Consider the following 18,779-nt stretch of genomic DNA (forward strand, 5'->3'; position numbering starts at 1 on the left):
ACATCTCATGCCATCCGATAACGTGGATGAACCGTTCCGCTCATCGCGGACTGCTCAAAAGTGGCTGCTTTGTGGCATTGGTCAAGGGCTTACACCAACTCCCTCTCGCTGTAAGACCGGTTTCACAAAACTGGCTTTGTCATCGCTTTTGCGTATCTTTCATTATACGTGTTTCTTCAGATTTGTCAAGACGTGGTTTTTTCCAAGTTACGTCTTGTTACGTTTCATCCACAGGAAACGGCACTTCGTCATCCTCCTGGTTATCTTCCGGGGCACCGCCTCCCATCTGCATCTCCTGCCACTGGGCGCGGGTAATCAACAGCTGCCTGGGTTTGGATCCTTCGAATGGCCCAACAATTCCCCGATCCTCCATTTGATCCACGAGGCGGGCTGCCCGGGAGTAGCCTAGCTTCAGCCGCCGCTGCAGCATGGAGACGGAGGCCTGTCCGGTTTCCAATACGACCTCCACTGCAGCGGGCAGCAGTTCATCCCCTTCATCACTGGAGGGATCCGCCGCAGCGCTCCCCTTGGTGCCGCTGCCTTTCTCTTTCTCCTGCATGGACTCCTCAATCTTGGCAATGACCTCGTCAGAGTATTGGGCTTCGCCGGACTGCTTGACAAAGTCCACGACCTGTTCAATTTCCTCCGGTGAAATAAAGCAGCCCTGGACCCGCATCGGCTTTCCAATGCCAAGCGGAGCATACAGCATATCTCCCTTACCGACCAGTTTTTCCGCGCCGGTAGTATCCAGAATAATGCGGGATTCCAGAGAGGACGCCACCGCAAATGCAATCCGGCTTGGAATATTGGCCTTCATAAGGCCAGTAATCACATCGGCAGAGGGCCGCTGGGTGGCGATGACCAAATGCACACCGGCGGCACGCCCCATCTGCGCTACGCGGCAGATGGACTCTTCCACCTCTTTTGCCGCTACCAGCATCAAATCAGCCAACTCGTCGATAACCACCACGATGGAAGGTAATGTCTCCCGCTCCTCATCAGCGCGGGCCAGCCTGTTATACTCCTCCAGCTTCTTCACACCGCACTCAGAAAAGGTCTTATACCGCTTCATCATCTCGAACACAGCCCACTGGAGTGCTCCTGCGGCCTTCTTCGGATCCGTAACCACCGGAATCAGCAAATGGGGGATTCCGTTATAGGGTGCCAATTCCACCATTTTGGGATCCACCATGATAAACCGGACCTCATCCGGTGTAGACTTGTACAGCAAACTGATGATGAGAGAGTTGGTACACACAGATTTGCCGGATCCGGTGGTACCGGCAATCAGCACATGGGGCAGCTTTTCAATATTGCCCACAATACAGCTGCCTCCGATGTCCTTGCCCAAGGCAAAGGCCACTTTTGATTTGTGCTCCACGAAATCCCGAGACTCAATCACATCCCGGATCAGCACGGATGTCACCTGCTTGTTCGGCACCTCAATGCCCACCACGGAGATCTTGTCCGGGATGGGTGCAATCCGGACACCGCTGGCGCCCAGGGCCAACGCAATGTCATCTGCCAGATTTGTGATCTTGGATAGTTTTACGCCCTGATCCAGGATAAACTCATAGCGGGTAACGGACGGCCCATGCACCACTTCTCCAGGCGTGGCATCCACGCCGAAACTGGTAAGGGTCTCGGCCAGGCGGCGGGAATTATTGCGCAGTTCTGCGCCTGTCTCCGTGTAATTCTCCCCCTGATTCTGCCGCAGCAGCGTAATGGGCGGAAATTGGTAGCTTTCTCCACTCGCTGCCATTTTCTGCGCAATCTCCTCTGTGACAGCGGCTGTCTGAGCCGCCACCTCATTGGCAACGGTTTTTGGGGACGGTGCCTCCATTACCGGAGCAGCGGGATCCGTCTCCACAGAGAGCGGCTGAATCGCCGGTATCGCAGGCTTCTTGACTGCAGGTGCCGCCTCCTCGGTAAGCGGCCTTGGCTTCTCCGCCGGCACTTCTTCCGGCATTCCTGTAAGGACCTCACCCGGGGTCTTCTGCTGGGCAGACTTGTGCCGGAAAAAGCTGGTAAAGCGCCCAGGCTCCTTTACAGCCGGAATCTGTGCTGGCTGTTCATCATCCAGGGGAATGTCAATCATCGGTTTCGGCTTAGATGCATCTGCAGCGCGCTTCGGCATCTCCAGCGGCACCATCCGAATCGCCGGTTCTGTTCTTTCCGGCTCCTCTTCATAGACGGGACGGTTCTTATGCTTTTCAATCAGGGCGCCCACCGTCAGTCGGAGGGCTACCATTACCAGAATCACTAAAAGAGCGGTGAAGAGAATAATAGACACTATTTTGGACAAAACAGCCACCGAACCGCCAGCTAGGAACCCCGATACCGCTCCGCCGGCCTTCATCGCCACGCCGTCCTTCCACAGAGCCTTCAGTACACCAAAGCCAGGATTATACTCTTTGGTGACCAGCACCATATGCAACAATGCACCAAACAGCACCGGAATCAGCAGCGCGCAGGTTGTCCGCAGCTGCACTGGCCTGCCGTGGTGAAACAGCAGAATCACGGCCGCCAGCAGCAAGGCCGGCCCCGCCAGCCAATAGCCGTAGCCAAACAGGCCTTTCAGCAGTATGGCAAGCCAGTCGAGTAAAATCGCACTGACACCGCAGTAACTGACAATGACGCAAAGGGACAGTACCAGAAGCACCACGCCGCCAACCTCCCTGCGGATAGGCCGCTTCTGCGGAGCCGCGATCTTTTTTCCGCGGGAGGAACCATTTCTGGTTGTTCCCTTTTTAGTGGTTGTTCCCGTTTTCTTCTGTGTGGTAGATGCCACGATCCATGTACCTCCTTCGAGGGATAAGGGCACTTATCTGCCCTGGAATATCATCCTTTGAGACAAACGCTGTATATTTTCATGTTTCGATTGGTGCTGCTTTTATTTCTGAATCCATGTTAAGATCAGCGTCACAAGGCCTGCCGCCCAGCAATAATATGCAAACCAGCCAAATCGGCCCTTGTCCGCGATCATGCGCAGCAACCGGATGCATAAATATCCAGAAACTGCGGCGGCCACCACGCCCACCAAATAGACCGGCAGCTGCGCCAAATCAATACCGTCGCTCTTTGCCGCATCAGCAATGCTGAGGATATTGGCTCCCAGCACAGCGGGAATGGACATCAGGAAGGAAAAGCGGACGGCAAACTTCCGTTCAAAGCCGCAGAACATGCCGGAGCAGATGGTCATGCCAGATCTGGAAATTCCGGGACAGGTTGCAATGGCCTGGCCGACGCCAACCAGCAGCGCATCCAGTGCAGTGGCGGTCTTTTCTGTTTTGCGCCCTCGTTTCACCCGATCAGAGAGAAACAGTAAGACGCCTGTCACCAACAGCGCGAAGCCGATGAACACCGTGTTATAATACAGGGACTCCACAGCATCCTTGATTGGCAGAATTACAAACAGCGGCAGTGTGGCCACAATGATTAAAAAAATCAACCTCCGAGAGGGTGTCGGAGCGATACGGCGGTGGCTGCGCAAATCCGCGAAAATGGAGAAAAAGGCCTGAATCATTTCCACGATATCATCCCAATAGGCCACAAACACTGCCAAAAGCGTACCTAGATGCAGCAACACGTCAAAAAACACATGCTCTGCACCAGCAGCTTGGATCCCCAGCAAATTTTGGGCAATGGAGAGATGCCCCGAGCTGGAGATGGGCAGGAATTCTGAAATACCCTGGATGAGTCCCAGGAAAAAAGAAGATAACAGTGACAATCCGCTCACGCTCCTAAATATCTCATGTGAGAATAAGTATACCACGACCGCTGGGCGAATTCCAGAGGTATTTGGCCCAGATAAAAAGAGAGCTGACGAGCAGCTCTCTTTTTTATAAATGAGTCGGTTCCTCGGGTTCGCCCCGTTTCTTCCGCTGCCGGTCCTGCAAATGGAAAAAGCGGTGGAATTCCACCGCTTACTTCTCCATGATCTCCAGTGCCGCCTTTGCCGCGGCCTGCTCGGCTTCTTTCTTGCTGTGGCCGGATCCGGTGCCCACGGCGCTGCCATTCAGCTGCACTTCCGCCACAAAGGTCTTGTCGTGATCCGGACCCTGCTCACCGATCATCTGGTAGGTCAGCACCTGGTCCGCATGGCGCTGGATCAACTCCTGAAGGGCAGTCTTATAATCCCGGCGGCGCTCCTCAACCACCTCTTCCCGCTCGGCATCCAAAAGACACCGGTGAATCAGAGCAGTGGCCGCGTCTATGCCGCCGTCCAGATAAACTGCGGCAAATACCGCCTCTGTAGCATCCGCCAGAATCGAGGTCCGCTCCCGGCCTCCCCCGGCTTCCTCACCGCGGCCGAGCCGCAGGTAGCGGCCCAGATCCAGCTTTCGCGCCACCTCATACAAACTCTGCTCGCACACCAGCGCAGCCCGGATGCGGGTCAGATCCCCCTCCGGCAGATCCGGATGCTGGCGGAACAAAAATTCCGCCGTGACGAAGCCCAGAACGGAATCTCCCAAAAACTCCAGCCGCTCATTGCTGTTTAGGTGGGCAGCCCGGTGCTCATTGGCATAGGAGCTGTGGCTCAGCGCCTCCCGCAGCAGGGCAGGGTCCCGAAAGGTATAATTCAGTTTTTGCTCCAGTTCCTGCATGGTGTTCCTCTCCAAAAGGAAGCCCCGCTTCCAGCGGGGCAATCCCTGTATGTTATCCGTTCAGTTTCCCCGCAACGTAATTCACGGCATCGCCAACGGTCTTCAGTGCCTTCAGGTCCTCTTCCTGGGTCACGCCCAGTTCGAACTCCTCTTCGATGGCCATCACCAGTTCCACCACGTCCACGGAATCGGCGCCCAGATCCTCCTCAAAGGAAGTATCCATGCTGACCTCCGCCGGCTCCATGGCAAACTGTTCGGCCACTAAATTTTTCATTGTCTGGAAAATATCCTCAATTGACATGCTGATCACTCCTCAAGGAATTATATGACAGTTCTTACTGGGGACATCATACGGCAAGTGGCGCGCCGGTGTCAATAGCAAATCAAACTTTTTCCACAGCGGGTTTGACGCGCATATAATCAATGTTGGCCTCGATGTCTGCAATAAAGCCGCTTTCGGCATATTCCCCGGCCCGGAGAATGGCATTTTCAATGGCTCTGGCGTCAGATCCGCCGTGGGCCTTAATGACCGGCCGGGAAATTCCCAGAAAGGGCGTTCCCCCGATTTCACTGGGATCAGCCCGCCGCTTCAGGCGATCCAGATCGCCCTTCATCAGCCCGGCCGCCAGCTTGGACCTGGTGCTGGAGAGGAAGGCCTCCTTCAGTTCCTTCATCAAAAACTTCGCGGTGCCCTCCAGGCTCTTGAGCATGATGTTGCCGGTGTAGCCGTCGGACACCACCACGTCGGCCCCTCCCATAATGGCGTCGTTGGCCTCAATGTTGCCGATGAAGTGAATCCGTCCCTCTTTTCCGGCCGCGTCCAGCAACTGGTAGGTCTCATGGCGCAGCGTGTCGCCCTTTTCCTCTTCGGCTCCGATGTTCAAAAGGCCCACCCGGGGTTTTGCAACACCCATGACCTTCCTGGCGTAAAAGCTGCCCAGAAAGGCAAACTGCAGCAGGTATTCCGGCGTGCATTCGGCGTTGGCGCCGCAGTCGCACAGAATGAGGTGTCCGCCGTATACCGGGACGGCAGGTCCCATGGCGGCCCGGCGGATCCCCCGGATCCGCTTGACCAGCAAGGTGGCGCCCGCCAGCAGCGCACCGGTGGAGCCGGCGGAGACAAACGCATCTCCCACACCATCTTTCAGCAGGTTCAGTCCCACGGTCAGGGAGGAGTTGGGCTTCATCTTAAAGGCGGTGGCCGGGTCGTCGGAAATCTCCACCACCTCGGCGGCGTCCTTGACCTCTACGCCTGCGGGCAGCGTCTTCTCCCCGCAGGCCTCCACAGCCCGCAGAATCTCCGCCGTCCGGCCCACCAGCAGAATCTCAACCCCCTGGTTTTTGTGAGCCGCCAGCGCGCCCCGGACAATTTCCAAGGGGGCATTGTCACCGCCCATGGCATCTACAATCACCTTCATGGCAAAACCTCCTCCTTCAGCGTCTCAATCACCGCCAGCGACCGGGCGGACAGCTCGGCATTCTTGTTGCGCTTGCCCTTTACCCGGTGAGCCAGCGGCGGTATAATACCGAAGTTGATGTTCATGGGCTGGAACACGGTGATGGACTGGTTGCTGACATACAGCCCCAGCGCGCCGATAGCGGTCTCCTGCGGAAAGTCAACCGGCGCCCTGCCCAGCAGCCTTCGGGCCGTCTCCACGCCCACCAGAAAGCCGCTGGCGGCGGACTCCACATATCCCTCCACACCGGTCATCTGTCCGGCAAAGGAGATGCGGGGCTCGCTTTTCAGCCGGTAATACCGATCCAAAAGCCGGGGAGAATTCAAAAACGTATTCCGGTGCATAACGCCGTAACGCAGAAACTCCGCGTCGTGAAGGGCCGGAATCATGGAGAACACCCGCCGCTGCTCCGGAAAGCGCAGGTGGGTTTGAAAGCCCACCAGGTTGTACACCGTGCCGTCGGCATTGTCCCGCCGAAGCTGCACCACGGCATAGGGCCAGCGGCCGGTGCGGGGGTCGTCCAGTCCCCTGGCCTTCAGCGGGCCGTACAGCAGTGTGTCGTGGCCCCGGCGGGCCATGACCTCCACCGGCATGCAGCCCTCAAAGACCTTTCCGTCCTCAAAGCCGTGGACCGGGGCCTCCTCCGCAGTGGTCAGCGCCTGCCAGAAGGCGTCATACTCCTCCTGGTTCATGGGGCAGTTGACATAATCTGCCGTCCCCTTGTCGTACCGGGAGCCCATCCAGGCGTAATTCATATCCACACTCTCAGCAGACACCAGCGGCGCCGCCGCATCGTAAAAGTGGAGGCCGCTGTCCGCCCCCAGCAGCTGCAAAAGCCGCTCCGCCAAGGCATCGGAGGTCAGGGGGCCGGAGGCTACCACCACCTCGCCGTCGGGCAGCTCCGTCACCTCTTTTTCCACCACCGTGATGCGGGGATGGCTGCGGACCTTCTCCGTCACCATCCGGGCAAAGCCGTGACGGTCCACCGCCAGTGCGCCGCCGGCCTCCACGCGGGTGGCGTCGGCGCACTGGAGAATCAGCGAGCCCAGCCTCCGCAGCTCCTCCTTCAAAAGCCCCACTGCGTTTTCCAGCTGGTCTGAGCGCAGGGAGTTGGAGCAGCACAGCTCCGCAAAATACGCCGTCTCATGGGCGGGGGTCTTCTTCTCCGGCTTCATCTCGCACAAAGTCACATCCACTCCGCGCTCTGCCAGCTGCCAGGCGCACTCGCTGCCCGCCAGACCCGCGCCGATGACTGTTACATGCATGGTCGTCACTTCCTCTCCTCACTGCGGCCCAGCAAATAGTCTGTGGTCACATCAAAATAATCCGCCAGCTTCATCAGGTTGGGAATCTCCGGATACGAAGTCCCCGACTCATAGTTCTGATATGCCCGCAGCTTGATTCCAATCAATTCTGCCATCTGTGTCTGCGTCCTTCCCTTTTCATGCCGCAGTTCTCGCATACGCTGCGCAAAAATACTCATAGCGCCCCCCTTGACAAGCAGTTTAACCGCATATATATTATACGTAGTTAAATTACATATTGGAGTTGATTTTTATGACAGAAACCATGCAGGCCCTGTATGACTACGTGCTGGAAAACCGCTTCTCCGCCTTTTTGACGGGGCAGGAATACCGCACCGTCTGCCATCTGGCGGACAAGCATCTGAATGCGCTGGAGCAGGAGCTTTCCAAGCCTCAGAAGGAGCGGCTGGAAAAGCTCTGCGACGTCTGGTGCGAGCAGCAAATTCTGGAACAGGAAGCCCTGTTTCAGGCCGTCTGGCAGGCAATCCGGGAGCTGGCTTAAGCCTGCTCCTTCCCGGCCGTCTTCTTTGCGGCGGGCTTTTCAGCGGCATCCTCCGTCTTTTTGGTTGTGCCCTTTTTGGCGGGGGCCTTCTTCCCGGTTGTCTCCGTCTTCCCGGCGGCAGTCTTCCGGGCGGGCTTTTTCTCCTGCTCCGCCGTCTCCTCGCCGGGGGCCTCGCCGTCCTTTTTCTCCTCAGCGGGCTTTTTCTTGGGATAGCCCCGCTTGTCCTCCGGCAGGAAGTTGGCGCAGTCCGGGTTGATGCAGAAGGGCTTTTTAAAGCCCCGGCCGGACTTTTTGAACAGGGTGTGGCCGCAGACCGGGCAGTCGTCCTTCACCGGCACATCCCAGGTCATAAAGTCGCACTTCGTGGCCTCGTCCTTGTCGCTGTTGTGCTCGCAGCCATAGTAGGTATACCCGTTTCGGGACGTTTTCTTCAAAATGCGCCCGCCGCACTTGGGGCAGCAGCCCGGCATCTCCACCACCAGGGGCTTGGTGAACTTGCAGTCCGGATACCCGGGGCAGGCCAGAAAACGGCCGAACCGGCCGGACTTGACCACCATGTTCCGTCCGCACAGGTCGCACTTTTCGTCGGACACCTCGTCCGGCACCTTGATGCGGGTGCCCTCCAGGTCCTTTTCCGCCTGCTTGAGATTTCTGTCAAAGTCGCCGTAGAAATCCCGCAGAACGCCCTTCCAGGGGGTGCTGCCCTCCTCCACGGAGTCCAGCTTCTGCTCCATATTGGCGGTGAACTTCAAATCGGCAATGTCGGTGAATTTGTCCTTCATCAGCTCCGTCACCACCCGGCCCAGGTTCGTGATGTGGAGGTACTTGCCCTCCTTCACCACGTACTCCCGGTCCAAAATCGTGGACACGGTGGGGGCATAGGTGGAGGGACGGCCAATGCCCTGCTCCTCCATGGCGCGGATGAGGGTGGCATCGGTATAGTGGGCGGGGGGCTGGGTGAAGTGCTGGTCCCGGGAGAAATCCTTCAGCGTCAGGGTCTCCCCCTCCCGCAGGTTCGGCAGCGGGGAGTGCTTTTCCTCTTTCTCCTCGTCCTTGCCCTCCTCGTACACAGCGGTATAGCCGGAAAATTTCAGACTGGAGGAGCTGGTGCGGAAGCTGTGGCTTGCGGCCTCGATTTCCACGGCCACGCTGTCATACACGGCGTTGGCCATCTGGCAGGCCACATACCGGCTCCAAATCAGGCGGTAAAGCCGGTACTGCTCGCCGGTCAAATCCTTTTTCAGCATCTCCGGCGTCCAGGATACGTTGCTGGGCCGGATGGCCTCGTGGGCGTCCTGAGCCCCGGCCTTGGCCTTGTAACGGTGGGTCTGGGCGGGGTAGTAGGCCTCGCCGTAGCGGCCCAAAATAAACTCCTTGGTGGCGGCCAGCGCCTCCTCGGAAATCCGCAGGGAGTCGGTACGCATATAGGTGATAAGGCCCACGGTACCCTCCCCCTCAATGTCCACGCCCTCGTAGAGCTGCTGGGCAATGGCCATGGTGCGGCGGGGCGTCATGGAGAGCTTCCGGGACGCCTCCTGCTGCATGGTGGAGGTGGTAAAGGGCGGCGAGGGGCTGCGCTGCTTGTCAGTCCGCTTCACGGACTTTACCAGGAAGGGAGCGTTTTCCGTCTCCTGCACCACGGCCTCCACTTCCTCAGCGGATTTCAGCTCGGCTTTCCTGCCGTTTTTACCGTGGTAACGTGCCGCAAAAGGGAGCTTTTTCATATCGTCGCCAATCAAATTGGCGTCCAGCGTCCAATACTCCTCGGGCTGGAAGCTCTCAATCTCCCGGTCCCGGTCGTCCACCATGCGGGTGGCCACGGACTGGACGCGGCCCGCAGATAGTCCCCGCCGGATTTTTTTCCACAGCAGGGGCGAGAGCTCATAGCCTACAATCCGGTCCAGGATACGGCGGGCCTGCTGGGCATCTACCAGGTTCTGGTCAATCTCCCGGGGCTCCTGGATGCTCTCCTGTACCACATTCTTTGTGATCTCGTTGAAGGTCACCCGCTTGCTCTTTTCATCCGGCAGATCCAGCAGCTGCTTTAAATGCCAGGAAATGGCCTCACCCTCGCGGTCCGGGTCAGTGGCCAGATACACAGTGTCCGCTGCCTTTGCCTCTTTTTTCAAATCGCCGATGATCTCTTCCTTGCCCTTGATGGGCTTATAGACCGGCTCGAAGTCATGCTCCAGATCCACACCCAGAACGCTTTTGGGGAGATCCCGCAGGTGCCCCATGCATGCCTTCACCGTGAAATCCTTGCCCAGGTATTTGCCGATGGTTTTGGCCTTCGCGGGGGACTCCACGATGACCAGGCTGTGTTTTGCCATAGTTACCTCCAAGCGCCCGCCAGGGCGCAATTATTCCTTACACTTTATTCCACAGGCGTCACCGTACGGGTATATCGCTTCCCGCTGTGCTGCTCCACCAGATGTTCCAGTTCCAGTACAGTGAGCGCGGACAATACCCGCCGGGTTGGAATGCCGCTTTTTTCAATTAAATCATCCACCAGCTGGGGATCCCCAGTCAGTATCTGCAGGAGCCGAATTTGATCGTCCGTCAGACCCTGCTCATTTTTTGACAAGCTGAAAGAGGGCGGCACAGGCTTTGCCTCCGTCTTCTGCCGGGCTTGGTAGCCCAAGGTCACCGGGCGGCTGCGCACCCCTTCCGCGTGCAGCTTGTCCGGGAAACGGGCCTCATATTCCCGCAGAATATCCCAGGCCTCTGCCGCCACGCCCGCGCCATCCCGGATCAGGCGGTTGCAGCCAACGCTGGTGGAAGCGTCAATGGGACCGGGCACTGCAAATACATCCCTCCCCTGCTCCAACGCGGTCTCCGCCGTAATCAGCGCGCCGCTGCGTTCCGGTGCCTCCACTACCAGAACGGCGTTGGAAAGACCAGAGAGGATGCGGTTTCGAACAGGAAAATGCCGGCCTTCCGGCGGCGTGCCGGGCGGATATTCCGAGAGAATGGCGCCGGCCGCAGCCACGTCCTCGTACAGATAGCGGTTTTCGGGCGGATAAAGCACATCCAGGCCATTGCCGACCACGGCAACTGTCGGCCCGCCGGCCCGGAGCGCGCCCCGGGTGGCCGCCGCGTCAACGCCGCGGGCCAGTCCACTGACGACAACCGCACCGCAAGATGTCAAACCGTATCCCAGCTGTTCCGCGGATTTCACACCATAGGGCGTACAGTCCCGGGTGCCGACCACCGCAACTGCCGCCTCCTCGTCCATGACGGGAAGCCGCCCCCGCATGTACAGCAGGCAGGGCGGGTCGTAGATATTTTTGAGGCGACCGGGATACTCCGCGTCCTGAATGGTCAAAATCCGCAAATTCAACTGCTGACAGTCCGCCAGAATGCGATCCACACCGGAGAGATCATGGTTTTCCAGCCGGGCCGCCTGCTCCCGGGAAAGTCCTTCCGTCAAGAGGATTTCTCCCGCATCTGCATAGAAGACGTCCTCCGGCGTACCGAAATGGTGAAGCAGCGCCAGACGGGACTGATTGGTCAGCCCCGGCAGCTCCGTCAGCCACAGCCAGTACTTCAGCATTTTCCTCTCCCCTTTCCTCAGTCATCGCGGGCAGCCTCCCACAGCAAAACAGTGGCGGCAATCGCCGCATTGAGAGACTCGCAATGCGCACTCATCGGGATCAGCACGGTTTTGTTGCAGCATTCCAGCAACTCCCCGGAAAGTCCTTTTCCCTCGCTGCCGATAGCCAGCGCGCAGCGGTGGTAATTCACTGTGCGGGCATCCTCCGTGTTGCTCCGCAGGGCGGCGCCGTACAGCGGCAGGTTACTTTCCCGCAACAAGATCCGCAGATCCTTCATGCCGCAGCTCCATGCCGGGCAGCGGAATACCGCCCCCATAGAGGCCCGGACGGTCTTCGGGTTATATGGATCTGCGCAGGCATTTACCAAAAACACCCCGTCGGCCCGGAACGCATCCGCCGTGCGGAGGATGGTGCCCACATTGCCGGGATCCTGTACCCCGTCCAGCACGACGTATCGTCGGCCCGGCAGCCGGTCCGGCAAAGGGCGGTCCGGAAGACCGCACACAGAGAGAATTCCCTGGGGCGTCTGCGCCGGGGAGATGGACTTCATTACATCAGATGGAACCTGAACACAGCGAACCCCTGCCGGAAGAGACGGAAGGGGCACTTCTGCCGTGCACACCACCGTGTGAAGCTCCGCTTTCCAAAGCAGGGCCTCCTCCAGTAACTTTGGGCTGTCACACAGGAATTCCCTGCTGCGGCGGCGATAAGAAACGGAGGCAGCCAGCTTTCGGAGATGGGTGCACAGCGGGTTTGCCCGGCTGGTAATCGTCTCCATGGCTGGTGCCTCCTTTTCTGACCGTATCATTTCGCCCATAGGGCGGGAAATTTCTTCATATCAGGACTGTTCCTGTCAGCACAGTCCGTACTTAATACAGCTTCGCTCCCGCCGGAATCCGGTCATCCACCATCAGCAGGTGAAGTGCCTCACTGCCATTCTCCTCATGGACGGCAGAAATCAGCATGCCGCAGGAATCGATCCCCATCATTTTGCGCGGGGGCAGATTCACGATGGCGATTGCCGTCTTGCCAATCAGTTCTTCCGGCTCGTAGTACTCATGGATACCACTCAAGATCGTGCGGTCTGTACCCGTTCCGTCATCCAAAACAAACTGGAGGAGTTTCTTGCTCTTGGGCACGGCGCTACATTCCTTGATCTTGACTGCACGGAAATCAGACTTGCTGAAGGTCTCAAAATCCACCATTTCCTCAAACAGCGGCTCGATCTTTACGTTGGAAAAATCGATAGATTCCACAGCCATTTCCACAGTAGGAGTTGCTGCCTTTTCCGCTTTCTGGGAAGCCGGGGCATCCAGAGGCTTCATCGTGGGGAAGAGAATGACTTCCCGAATGGTGTCGGAGTTTGTCAGCAGCATCACACAGCGGTCGATGCCAATACCAAGGCCGCCGGTGGGGGGCAGACCATACTCCAAAGCGGTAATATAGTCCTCGTCCATCATACTGGCCTCGCTGTCACCCTTATCCCGCAGCTCCACCTGCTTCTGGAAGCGCTGCTTCTGGTCGATGGGGTCGTTCAGCTCTGAGAAGGCATTGCCCATCTCGCTCCGGCAGATAAACAGCTCAAATCTCTCCGTAAGACGGGGATCCTTAGGGGACCGCTTGGCCAGCGGGCTCACATCCACCGGGTGCATCGTGATAAAGGTCGGCTGAATCAGCTTTTCCTCCACCCGCTGGTCAAAGCACTCATACAGGGCATTACCCCAGGTTTTATCAGCAGTCTCCGGCAATTCTACGCCGATGGCCTTGGCAGCGGCCACAGCCGCTCCATCGGAATCGATGGCCATAAAGTCGATTCCCACATATTGCTTTACGGCTTCCGCCATGGTCATACGGGGCCAGCCCGGAGTCAGGTTAATATTCTCTCCCTGCCACTGGACCTGATAAGTGCCCAGAATCTCCTGTGCGGCGGAAGACAGCAGTTCTTCAAACAGATCCATCATATCGTTGAAGTCCGCATACGCCTGATAGAGTTCCACCGTGGTAAACTCTGGATTATGCTTTGGATCCATTCCCTCGTTGCGGAAAATGCGGCCGATTTCATACACGCGGTCCAGCCCGCCCACAAGCAGCCGCTTCAGGGGCAGCTCCGTGGCGATACGCATATACATATCGATGTCCAAGGTGTTGTGGTGCGTGATGAAAGGCCGGGCGGTGGCACCGCCGGAGATGGTGTTCAGAACCGGAGTCTCCACCTCCATATAGCCGCGGCCGTCCAGAAAGTCCCGGACGTGCTTGATAAACCTGGAGCGGATGACAAAATTCCGCTTCACCTCCGGATTTACCGTCAGGTCCACATACCGCTGGCGGTAACGCAGTTCCCGGTCCTGCAGACCGTGGAACTTCTCGGGCAGGGGCAGCAGTGCTTTGCTCAGCAGCGTGATATTCTTTGCCCGAACGCTCATCTCGCCTCGCTGGGTACGAAAAACCTCTCCGTCCACACCCACAATATCACCAATATCGTATTTTTTAAACTGTTTGTAAACCGCCTCGTCCATTTCGTCCTGGCGGGCATAGAGTTGAATCCGACCGTCCCGGTCCTGCAGATCACAGAAGCTGACCTTGCCCATGCCCCGCTTACTCATCAGGCGACCGGCCACCTTCACGGCCCGGCCTTCCATGGCCTCGAAATTATCTTTGATCTGCTGGGAGGTCGCATCCCAGGCAAAGCGGGTCTGCTGGAAAGGATCTGCCCCAGCAGCCTGCAAAGCCGCCAGCTTCTCCCGGCGAACTTTTGTCTGCTGACTGAGATCTTCCTCCGCCTGAGGCTGCTGGTTTATCTTCTGTTCAGCCATCTCTCTTCTCCCTTACCGCTCGATTTTCTGTACTGTGTAGGTAATGGTGCCCCGTGGAGCTTCTACCGTCACAGCGTCTCCCTCTTTAGCACCCAGCAGCGCCTTGCCGAAGGGGGATTCCTCAGAGATCACGCCATGCATCGGATCCGCCTCCTGGGAACCCACGATTTTATAGGGAGGCATACTTTTGCCGCTGGCATCCGCCACCGTGACCTTACAGCCGATGGTAACAACGTTGGTTGGAGCGTTGCTCTCGTCCACAATCACCACATGCTGCAGGATCTCTTCCAGTTCTGCAATGCGGGAATACAGCTTGCCCTGCTCATTTTTTGCCTCGTCATATTCGCTGTTCTCAGAGAGGTCGCCGAATCCCCGGGCCACCTTGATCTGTTCAGCCACTTCGTCGCTGCGGGTAGTTTTGAGATAGTTCAGCTCCTCCTGCAGTTCCTGGGCGCGGGCTGCGCTCATTTTGTACTCTTTTTCCATATTGGTTGATCCTTTCTGCTATCTTTTGACAGGGAAGGTCCCTCTTTCCCCAGCACATACTTATTCTATTTTATCATTAGTGTAGTATTATAGAGGCTGGTTTTCCGAATGTCAAGGGCGAAGCGGAAAAGCGCCTGATGCAGTCCGTTCTGCCGCTGTCCATCAAATATCGCCGCGGATCCAGGCTTTCTCATCCTTCCAATCGGCCTTTGAAGTCTGCTCTTTTAAGTTCAGACTTTGGTAAAACGGCTGCGTGCCTATTTCTCTGGGTTCTCCGGTGCCTTGAAATCGGTTCCCCTCCCAAGGGCAATTTGTCCCGGCCGGAGTGCGCCGGCTTCCTGCAGTGCCGCCAGCAGTTGGGCGCGATCGGCTCCTCCGGGCAGCTGCTCCTCCAGTGCCGGAGGCAGCACCAATGGCGGCAGTGGGTCTTTGGCCCCTTCAAAAAGGCACAGAACCACTTGGTTTTTTCGTTCCAAATCCTCCCTTTCGTCAAACAGCAGCAAGACCTCAGCTGCTTCCAACTGCTCCTTGCCAGGCCCTAACAGCAGGGAAACTCCGTACTCCCGACGCAGTTGCCGGCACAGTTCCTCTCCGCCATAGGGCAGATCCAGCAATACATAGCGGTTTCGCAAGGACAGCTCTGTCACTGTCCGCACCAGTTCTCCGGTCAGCTGCCGGGATACCACCGCCAATTTGGTACTGCCTGCCGGAAGGTTTCGTTTTTCCATGGCAGTGCAGGCCCAGTCGGCAGCCAGCTGACGCCGCAGCGCCAAGGTTGATACCGGACGTACCCCACACTTCTCCAACTGCGGAAGATATGCAAAATCCGGTGGAAGCACAGCCCTAACCACACCCGACCGCTGCAGCCGCTTGGCTGCAGCGGTCACCCGGCGGCGCAGCACCGCCTCCGGCGTTTTTGGGCCCTTTGGAATCTCCACGGCGGCAAACCGCATGTGCAGGATGCCCCGCTCCCGCACTTTCATGCCTTTTTTGTTCTCCGGTGTCGTCCACAAAATCAATCCGATCATAAAACAGCCCTCCCGCTCCATGCTTATGGAGCGGGAGGCATTTTTATGTCGCACAAGAATCAGGCCGTGCCGGAAAGTGTGTACCCAGTCAGGTAGCCCATACGCGGCTCTGCACCATCGTTCAGGGGATTGACCCGCACACCGTTCTCCGTGATTTCGAAGTGCAGGTGCGGGCCGGTGGAGTTGCCCGTGGAACCGGTAATCCCGATAACATCTCCTTGATTTACATACTGTCCGACTGTCACTTTGCGGCTGGACATATGTCCATATAGTGTGGTGTTGCCGCTGCCGTGAGAAATGACCACATAATTACCATAGGAGTTGGAGTACTGAGACACAATCACAGTCCCCGCCTTAGATGCATAAATAGGACTGGTATACCCAACCCGTCCAATGTCGGTTCCCTTATGGTTCGTGGATCCAATTCCGCCTGGAGATGCCCGGCCGCCAACTGTGGAGGTGATATAGCGGCTGTCTACCGGCCAGATATAGCCGCCGGGATTGGATTGGCTGGATTGGCCGTTGGCTGCCTGCTGGGCCGCCAATTCCCGGTTCAGACGCTGGATTTCAGCCTGAATTGCCGCCTCTTCCTCCTCCAAGCCGTCAATGGCTGCTTCCGTTTCATTTTCATTGCTCACCAACTGCTGGATGACTTGGTTGGCCTGCGTTCTCTGACTGTTCAGCTCTGTTTTTTTTGCAACCAGATCCGCTTTGGCCGCTTCCGTTTCCGCTTTGCTGTCCTCCAGTTGCGTCTTTTTTTCCTCAATTTCGAGCTGCAGGGCCTGCAGCTCGTCAATCACCTTTTGATCGGAATCCATGATCTCATTGATAATATCCAATCGAGACAGCAGGTCCGTAAAACTGCTGGCGCGAAACAATACGGACCAGTAGCTGACCTCGCCCCGCTTTTCCATCGCCCGAACACGACTGCAAAACAACTCATACTGCGCTGCTTCACGCTCCTGGGCGTCCACCAGTTCCCCTTCTGTCTGTGTGATGAGTGCCTCGTAATTTTTGATCTGACTCTCAACATTTTGAATTTGGGCAGAAGTATTCGCAATTTGTTGATCCAGCAGTTTTTTCCGGGCCATCGCTTGACTCTTGTCGTTTGCCAGCGCGTCCAGCCTGGCCTGCAGTTCTTTTTTCTGGCTGCCCAAATCGCTGGCATCATCCTTCAAAGCGGCAATATCCGCCCAAGTAACGGCCATGACTGGCGTCAACTCTACTGACAGCATAATCATTACGCAGGCCATTGCCATCAGGATACGTCCTATCCGCCGCATCTGCCTCATGTGCCTCTCCTCCTAAAAGCAAGATATCATTCAGCCATCCGCTATCCACGCTTTCTCAAACCTGCAGGAATTTCCGGATGGCAGACAGGCTGCCGCCCACGCCCACCAGAATGCCCGCGCCGGCAAAGACCGCCGCCACAGGGGCCCATAGTTTGCTGAAGGGGATTACTTTAATCAGCTGCAGAGCATCATTGGCATCCACGCCGCGCGACACCGCCTCATACAGCGCCCATTGAAGCAAAAAGGAAATGACCGCACCCAAAAAGCCGATCATAAATCCCTCGTACACAAACGGCCAGCGGATAAATCCGTTGGTCGCGCCCACCATCCGCATAATGGCAATTTCCTCCCGCCGGTCGAAGGTGGTCAGCTTAATCGTGTTGGAAATAATAAATACCGATACCAAAAACAAAATTGCAATCAGGGCAACGCATACCACGGTTGCTACATTCCGTACCGTAATAAAGCCGTTGGCAATTTCTTCATATGCGCTGATATCCACGATTCCGGTCACTTCCTTGACCTGCTGCAGCGTTTGCTTTTGCTGCTCCAAATCCACCAGCTTGATCGCGTATCGGTCCTCTAAAATCTCCGGATCCAGATCCTGCAGGATCTCCTCGTCTGGGTACTGGGCCTCAAAATCAGCCATTGCCTGCGTTTTGCTGATATAGGTCGCCGAGGCAACATTTGGAATCTCCTCCAGCGATCTCTGCAGTGCCTTTGCCTGAGCCTCACTGTAGGTTTCATCCACATAGGCCAGAATTTCATTCTCCTGCTCCAAATCCTGCAGCAAACCATTGGCATTCACCGCCACCAGTGTAAAGGTTCCCATAATCAAAAGACACGCCACGGTAATTCCAATGGCCGCAAAGGACATGAATCCGTGGCTGAACATGTTGGAAAGACCTTCATGAAAAAAATACCGGAAATCATGCTTACCCATGGATTCGCCCCCCCACATAGCCACCGACGCTGTCGTTAATCACGTGGCCGGCATCAATGGTTACCACTCGTTTTCCGAAGCGGTCCACCAAATCCTTTTCATGTGTCACCACCACCACGGTGGTTCCCAGCTGATTAATCTTCACCAGCAGACTCATCAGTTCCAGAGAGCGATCCGGGTCCAAATTGCCAGTGGGCTCATCGGCAATAATGGTGGTGGGATTATTCACCAATGCCCGGGCAATGGCCACCCGCTGCTGTTCTCCGCCGGAGAGTTCTGTTGGAAAGCTGTTGGCCTTGTTCTCCAAATCCACCAACTGCAGCACATAGGGAATTCTCTTGCGTATTTCCTTTGGGTTTGCCCCAACAGCCCGCATGACAAAGGCCAGATTGTCATAAACGGTTTTCTTTTCAATCAGACGGAAATCCTGGAAAATAACGCCCAGAGTCCGCCTCATCATAGGAATTTGTCTTTCCGAGATGTTGCTGACAGAAAAGCCGTTGATCATAATCCGGCCTCCGCAGGGCTCCACCTCCCCGGTTAAAAGCTTAATAATGGTCGACTTACCGGATCCGGACGGCCCCACCAAAAAGACAAATTCTCCATCCTCAATGGTCAGAGAAATTCCCTGGATGGCCTTTGTGCCGTTTTCATACTCCATTTCCACATCTTTTAGGCGGATCATGCAGGCACCTCGCTCTATTTCAAAATTACGGAAAGACGGCCCGGCCGCCGGAAATTCCCGCAGTGAATTCCCTGTTCGGCAGCCAGGTCGACATAATCTTTCATTAAA

General features: G+C 56.8%; 17 protein-coding genes. 1 reads left to right on the forward strand and 16 read right to left on the reverse strand.

All coding sequences use genetic code 11. The features are described 5' to 3' along the window. Positions 1–217: 217 nt before the first annotated feature. The 7 genes from BMZ81_RS01270 to BMZ81_RS01300 form a co-directional block, all read right to left on the reverse strand. Positions 218–2,791, reverse strand: a complete 2,574-nt coding sequence (locus tag BMZ81_RS01270; protein WP_091127789.1) for an FtsK/SpoIIIE family DNA translocase — start codon at positions 2,789–2,791, stop codon at positions 218–220. A gap of 102 nt (positions 2,792–2,893) precedes the next feature. Further along, entirely contained in the window at positions 2,894–3,739 is an 846-nt protein-coding gene (locus BMZ81_RS01275; RefSeq protein WP_242942531.1) for an undecaprenyl-diphosphate phosphatase, read from the reverse strand. A 187-nt stretch (positions 3,740–3,926) separates the two neighbouring features. Continuing rightward, positions 3,927–4,607, reverse strand: a complete 681-nt coding sequence (gene rnc / locus BMZ81_RS01280; protein ID WP_091127791.1) for a ribonuclease III — start codon at positions 4,605–4,607, stop codon at positions 3,927–3,929. 52 nt (positions 4,608–4,659) lie between these two features. Then, positions 4,660–4,908, reverse strand: a complete 249-nt coding sequence (gene acpP, locus BMZ81_RS01285) for an acyl carrier protein (protein ID WP_091127792.1) — start codon at positions 4,906–4,908, stop codon at positions 4,660–4,662. 82 nt (positions 4,909–4,990) lie between these two features. Continuing rightward, positions 4,991–6,025, reverse strand: a complete 1,035-nt coding sequence (plsX, locus tag BMZ81_RS01290; RefSeq protein ID WP_091127793.1) for a phosphate acyltransferase PlsX — start codon at positions 6,023–6,025, stop codon at positions 4,991–4,993. Beyond that, positions 6,022–7,329: a methylenetetrahydrofolate--tRNA-(uracil(54)-C(5))-methyltransferase (FADH(2)-oxidizing) TrmFO gene (gene trmFO, locus BMZ81_RS01295; RefSeq protein ID WP_091127794.1), complete on the reverse strand. Its 1,308-nt coding sequence runs from the start codon at positions 7,327–7,329 to the stop codon at positions 6,022–6,024. The genes plsX and trmFO overlap by 4 nt, the downstream gene beginning before the upstream one ends. A 5-nt stretch (positions 7,330–7,334) precedes the next feature. Next, entirely contained in the window at positions 7,335–7,547 is a 213-nt protein-coding gene (locus tag BMZ81_RS01300; protein ID WP_091127795.1) for a helix-turn-helix domain-containing protein, read from the reverse strand. Positions 7,548–7,621: 74 nt separating this feature from the next. Between BMZ81_RS01300 and BMZ81_RS01305 the strand changes: the two genes are divergently transcribed. Then, positions 7,622–7,870: a DUF6809 family protein gene (locus BMZ81_RS01305; protein WP_091127796.1), complete on the forward strand. Its 249-nt coding sequence runs from the start codon at positions 7,622–7,624 to the stop codon at positions 7,868–7,870. Here BMZ81_RS01305 and topA read toward each other — a convergent pair. The 9 genes from topA to ftsE form a co-directional block, all read right to left on the reverse strand. Beyond that, entirely contained in the window at positions 7,867–10,200 is a 2,334-nt protein-coding gene (gene topA / locus BMZ81_RS01310; protein WP_091127797.1) for a type I DNA topoisomerase, read from the reverse strand. The two genes, BMZ81_RS01305 and topA, sit on opposite strands and share 4 nt — an antisense overlap. Positions 10,201–10,244: 44 nt before the next feature. Further along, on the reverse strand, positions 10,245–11,423 hold the full coding sequence (gene dprA, locus BMZ81_RS01315) for a DNA-processing protein DprA (RefSeq protein ID WP_091127798.1): 1,179 nt from the start codon (positions 11,421–11,423) through the stop codon (positions 10,245–10,247). 17 nt (positions 11,424–11,440) lie between these two features. Further along, positions 11,441–12,202 carry a TrmH family RNA methyltransferase gene (locus BMZ81_RS01320; RefSeq protein WP_091127799.1) on the reverse strand — a complete coding sequence of 254 codons (762 nt, stop codon included), beginning with the start codon at positions 12,200–12,202 and terminating at the stop codon, positions 11,441–11,443. A gap of 91 nt (positions 12,203–12,293) precedes the next feature. Further along, positions 12,294–14,237 carry a lysine--tRNA ligase gene (lysS, locus tag BMZ81_RS01325; protein ID WP_091127800.1) on the reverse strand — a complete coding sequence of 648 codons (1,944 nt, stop codon included), beginning with the start codon at positions 14,235–14,237 and terminating at the stop codon, positions 12,294–12,296. A 12-nt stretch (positions 14,238–14,249) separates the two neighbouring features. Beyond that, positions 14,250–14,723, reverse strand: a complete 474-nt coding sequence (gene greA, locus BMZ81_RS01330; protein WP_091127801.1) for a transcription elongation factor GreA — start codon at positions 14,721–14,723, stop codon at positions 14,250–14,252. A 257-nt stretch (positions 14,724–14,980) separates the two neighbouring features. Beyond that, positions 14,981–15,751, reverse strand: coding sequence for a hypothetical protein (locus BMZ81_RS01335; protein WP_091127802.1), 771 nt, complete (start codon positions 15,749–15,751; stop codon positions 14,981–14,983). Positions 15,752–15,810: 59 nt separating this feature from the next. Continuing rightward, a complete protein-coding gene (locus BMZ81_RS01340; RefSeq protein ID WP_242942532.1) occupies positions 15,811–17,043 on the reverse strand; it encodes a murein hydrolase activator EnvC family protein in 1,233 nt (410 codons plus the stop codon). A 55-nt stretch (positions 17,044–17,098) separates the two neighbouring features. Further along, a complete protein-coding gene (ftsX, locus tag BMZ81_RS01345) occupies positions 17,099–17,986 on the reverse strand; it encodes a permease-like cell division protein FtsX (RefSeq protein ID WP_091127803.1) in 888 nt (295 codons plus the stop codon). Further along, positions 17,979–18,671: a cell division ATP-binding protein FtsE gene (ftsE, locus tag BMZ81_RS01350; protein ID WP_091127804.1), complete on the reverse strand. Its 693-nt coding sequence runs from the start codon at positions 18,669–18,671 to the stop codon at positions 17,979–17,981. The genes ftsX and ftsE overlap by 8 nt, the downstream gene beginning before the upstream one ends. Positions 18,672–18,779 lie beyond the last annotated feature (108 nt).

Source organism: Oscillibacter sp. PC13, assembly GCF_900115635.1.
Lineage (GTDB): Bacteria > Bacillota > Clostridia > Oscillospirales > Oscillospiraceae > Oscillibacter.

Bases quoted from the DNA above. Each gene is read 5' to 3' on its own strand.
- BMZ81_RS01300 (WP_091127795.1), bottom strand. From the start codon at position 7,547: ATGAGTATTTTTGCGCAGCGTATGCGAGAACTGCGGCATGAAAAGGGA.
- BMZ81_RS01320 (WP_091127799.1), bottom strand. From the start codon at position 12,202: ATGGAGACGATTACCAGCCGGGCAAACCCGCTGTGCACCCATCTCCGA.
- lysS (WP_091127800.1), bottom strand. From the start codon at position 14,237: ATGGCTGAACAGAAGATAAACCAGCAGCCTCAGGCGGAGGAAGATCTC.
- topA (WP_091127797.1), bottom strand. From the start codon at position 10,200: ATGGCAAAACACAGCCTGGTCATCGTGGAGTCCCCCGCGAAGGCCAAA.
- dprA (WP_091127798.1), bottom strand. From the start codon at position 11,423: ATGCTGAAGTACTGGCTGTGGCTGACGGAGCTGCCGGGGCTGACCAAT.
- plsX (WP_091127793.1), bottom strand. From the start codon at position 6,025: ATGAAGGTGATTGTAGATGCCATGGGCGGTGACAATGCCCCCTTGGAA.
- BMZ81_RS01335 (WP_091127802.1), bottom strand. From the start codon at position 15,751: ATGATCGGATTGATTTTGTGGACGACACCGGAGAACAAAAAAGGCATG.
- BMZ81_RS01340 (WP_242942532.1), bottom strand. From the start codon at position 17,043: ATGAGGCAGATGCGGCGGATAGGACGTATCCTGATGGCAATGGCCTGC.
- trmFO (WP_091127794.1), bottom strand. From the start codon at position 7,329: ATGCATGTAACAGTCATCGGCGCGGGTCTGGCGGGCAGCGAGTGCGCC.
- rnc (WP_091127791.1), bottom strand. From the start codon at position 4,607: ATGCAGGAACTGGAGCAAAAACTGAATTATACCTTTCGGGACCCTGCC.
- ftsE (WP_091127804.1), bottom strand. From the start codon at position 18,671: ATGATCCGCCTAAAAGATGTGGAAATGGAGTATGAAAACGGCACAAAG.
- ftsX (WP_091127803.1), bottom strand. From the start codon at position 17,986: ATGGGTAAGCATGATTTCCGGTATTTTTTTCATGAAGGTCTTTCCAAC.
- greA (WP_091127801.1), bottom strand. From the start codon at position 14,723: ATGGAAAAAGAGTACAAAATGAGCGCAGCCCGCGCCCAGGAACTGCAG.
- acpP (WP_091127792.1), bottom strand. From the start codon at position 4,908: ATGTCAATTGAGGATATTTTCCAGACAATGAAAAATTTAGTGGCCGAA.
- BMZ81_RS01305 (WP_091127796.1), top strand. From the start codon at position 7,622: ATGACAGAAACCATGCAGGCCCTGTATGACTACGTGCTGGAAAACCGC.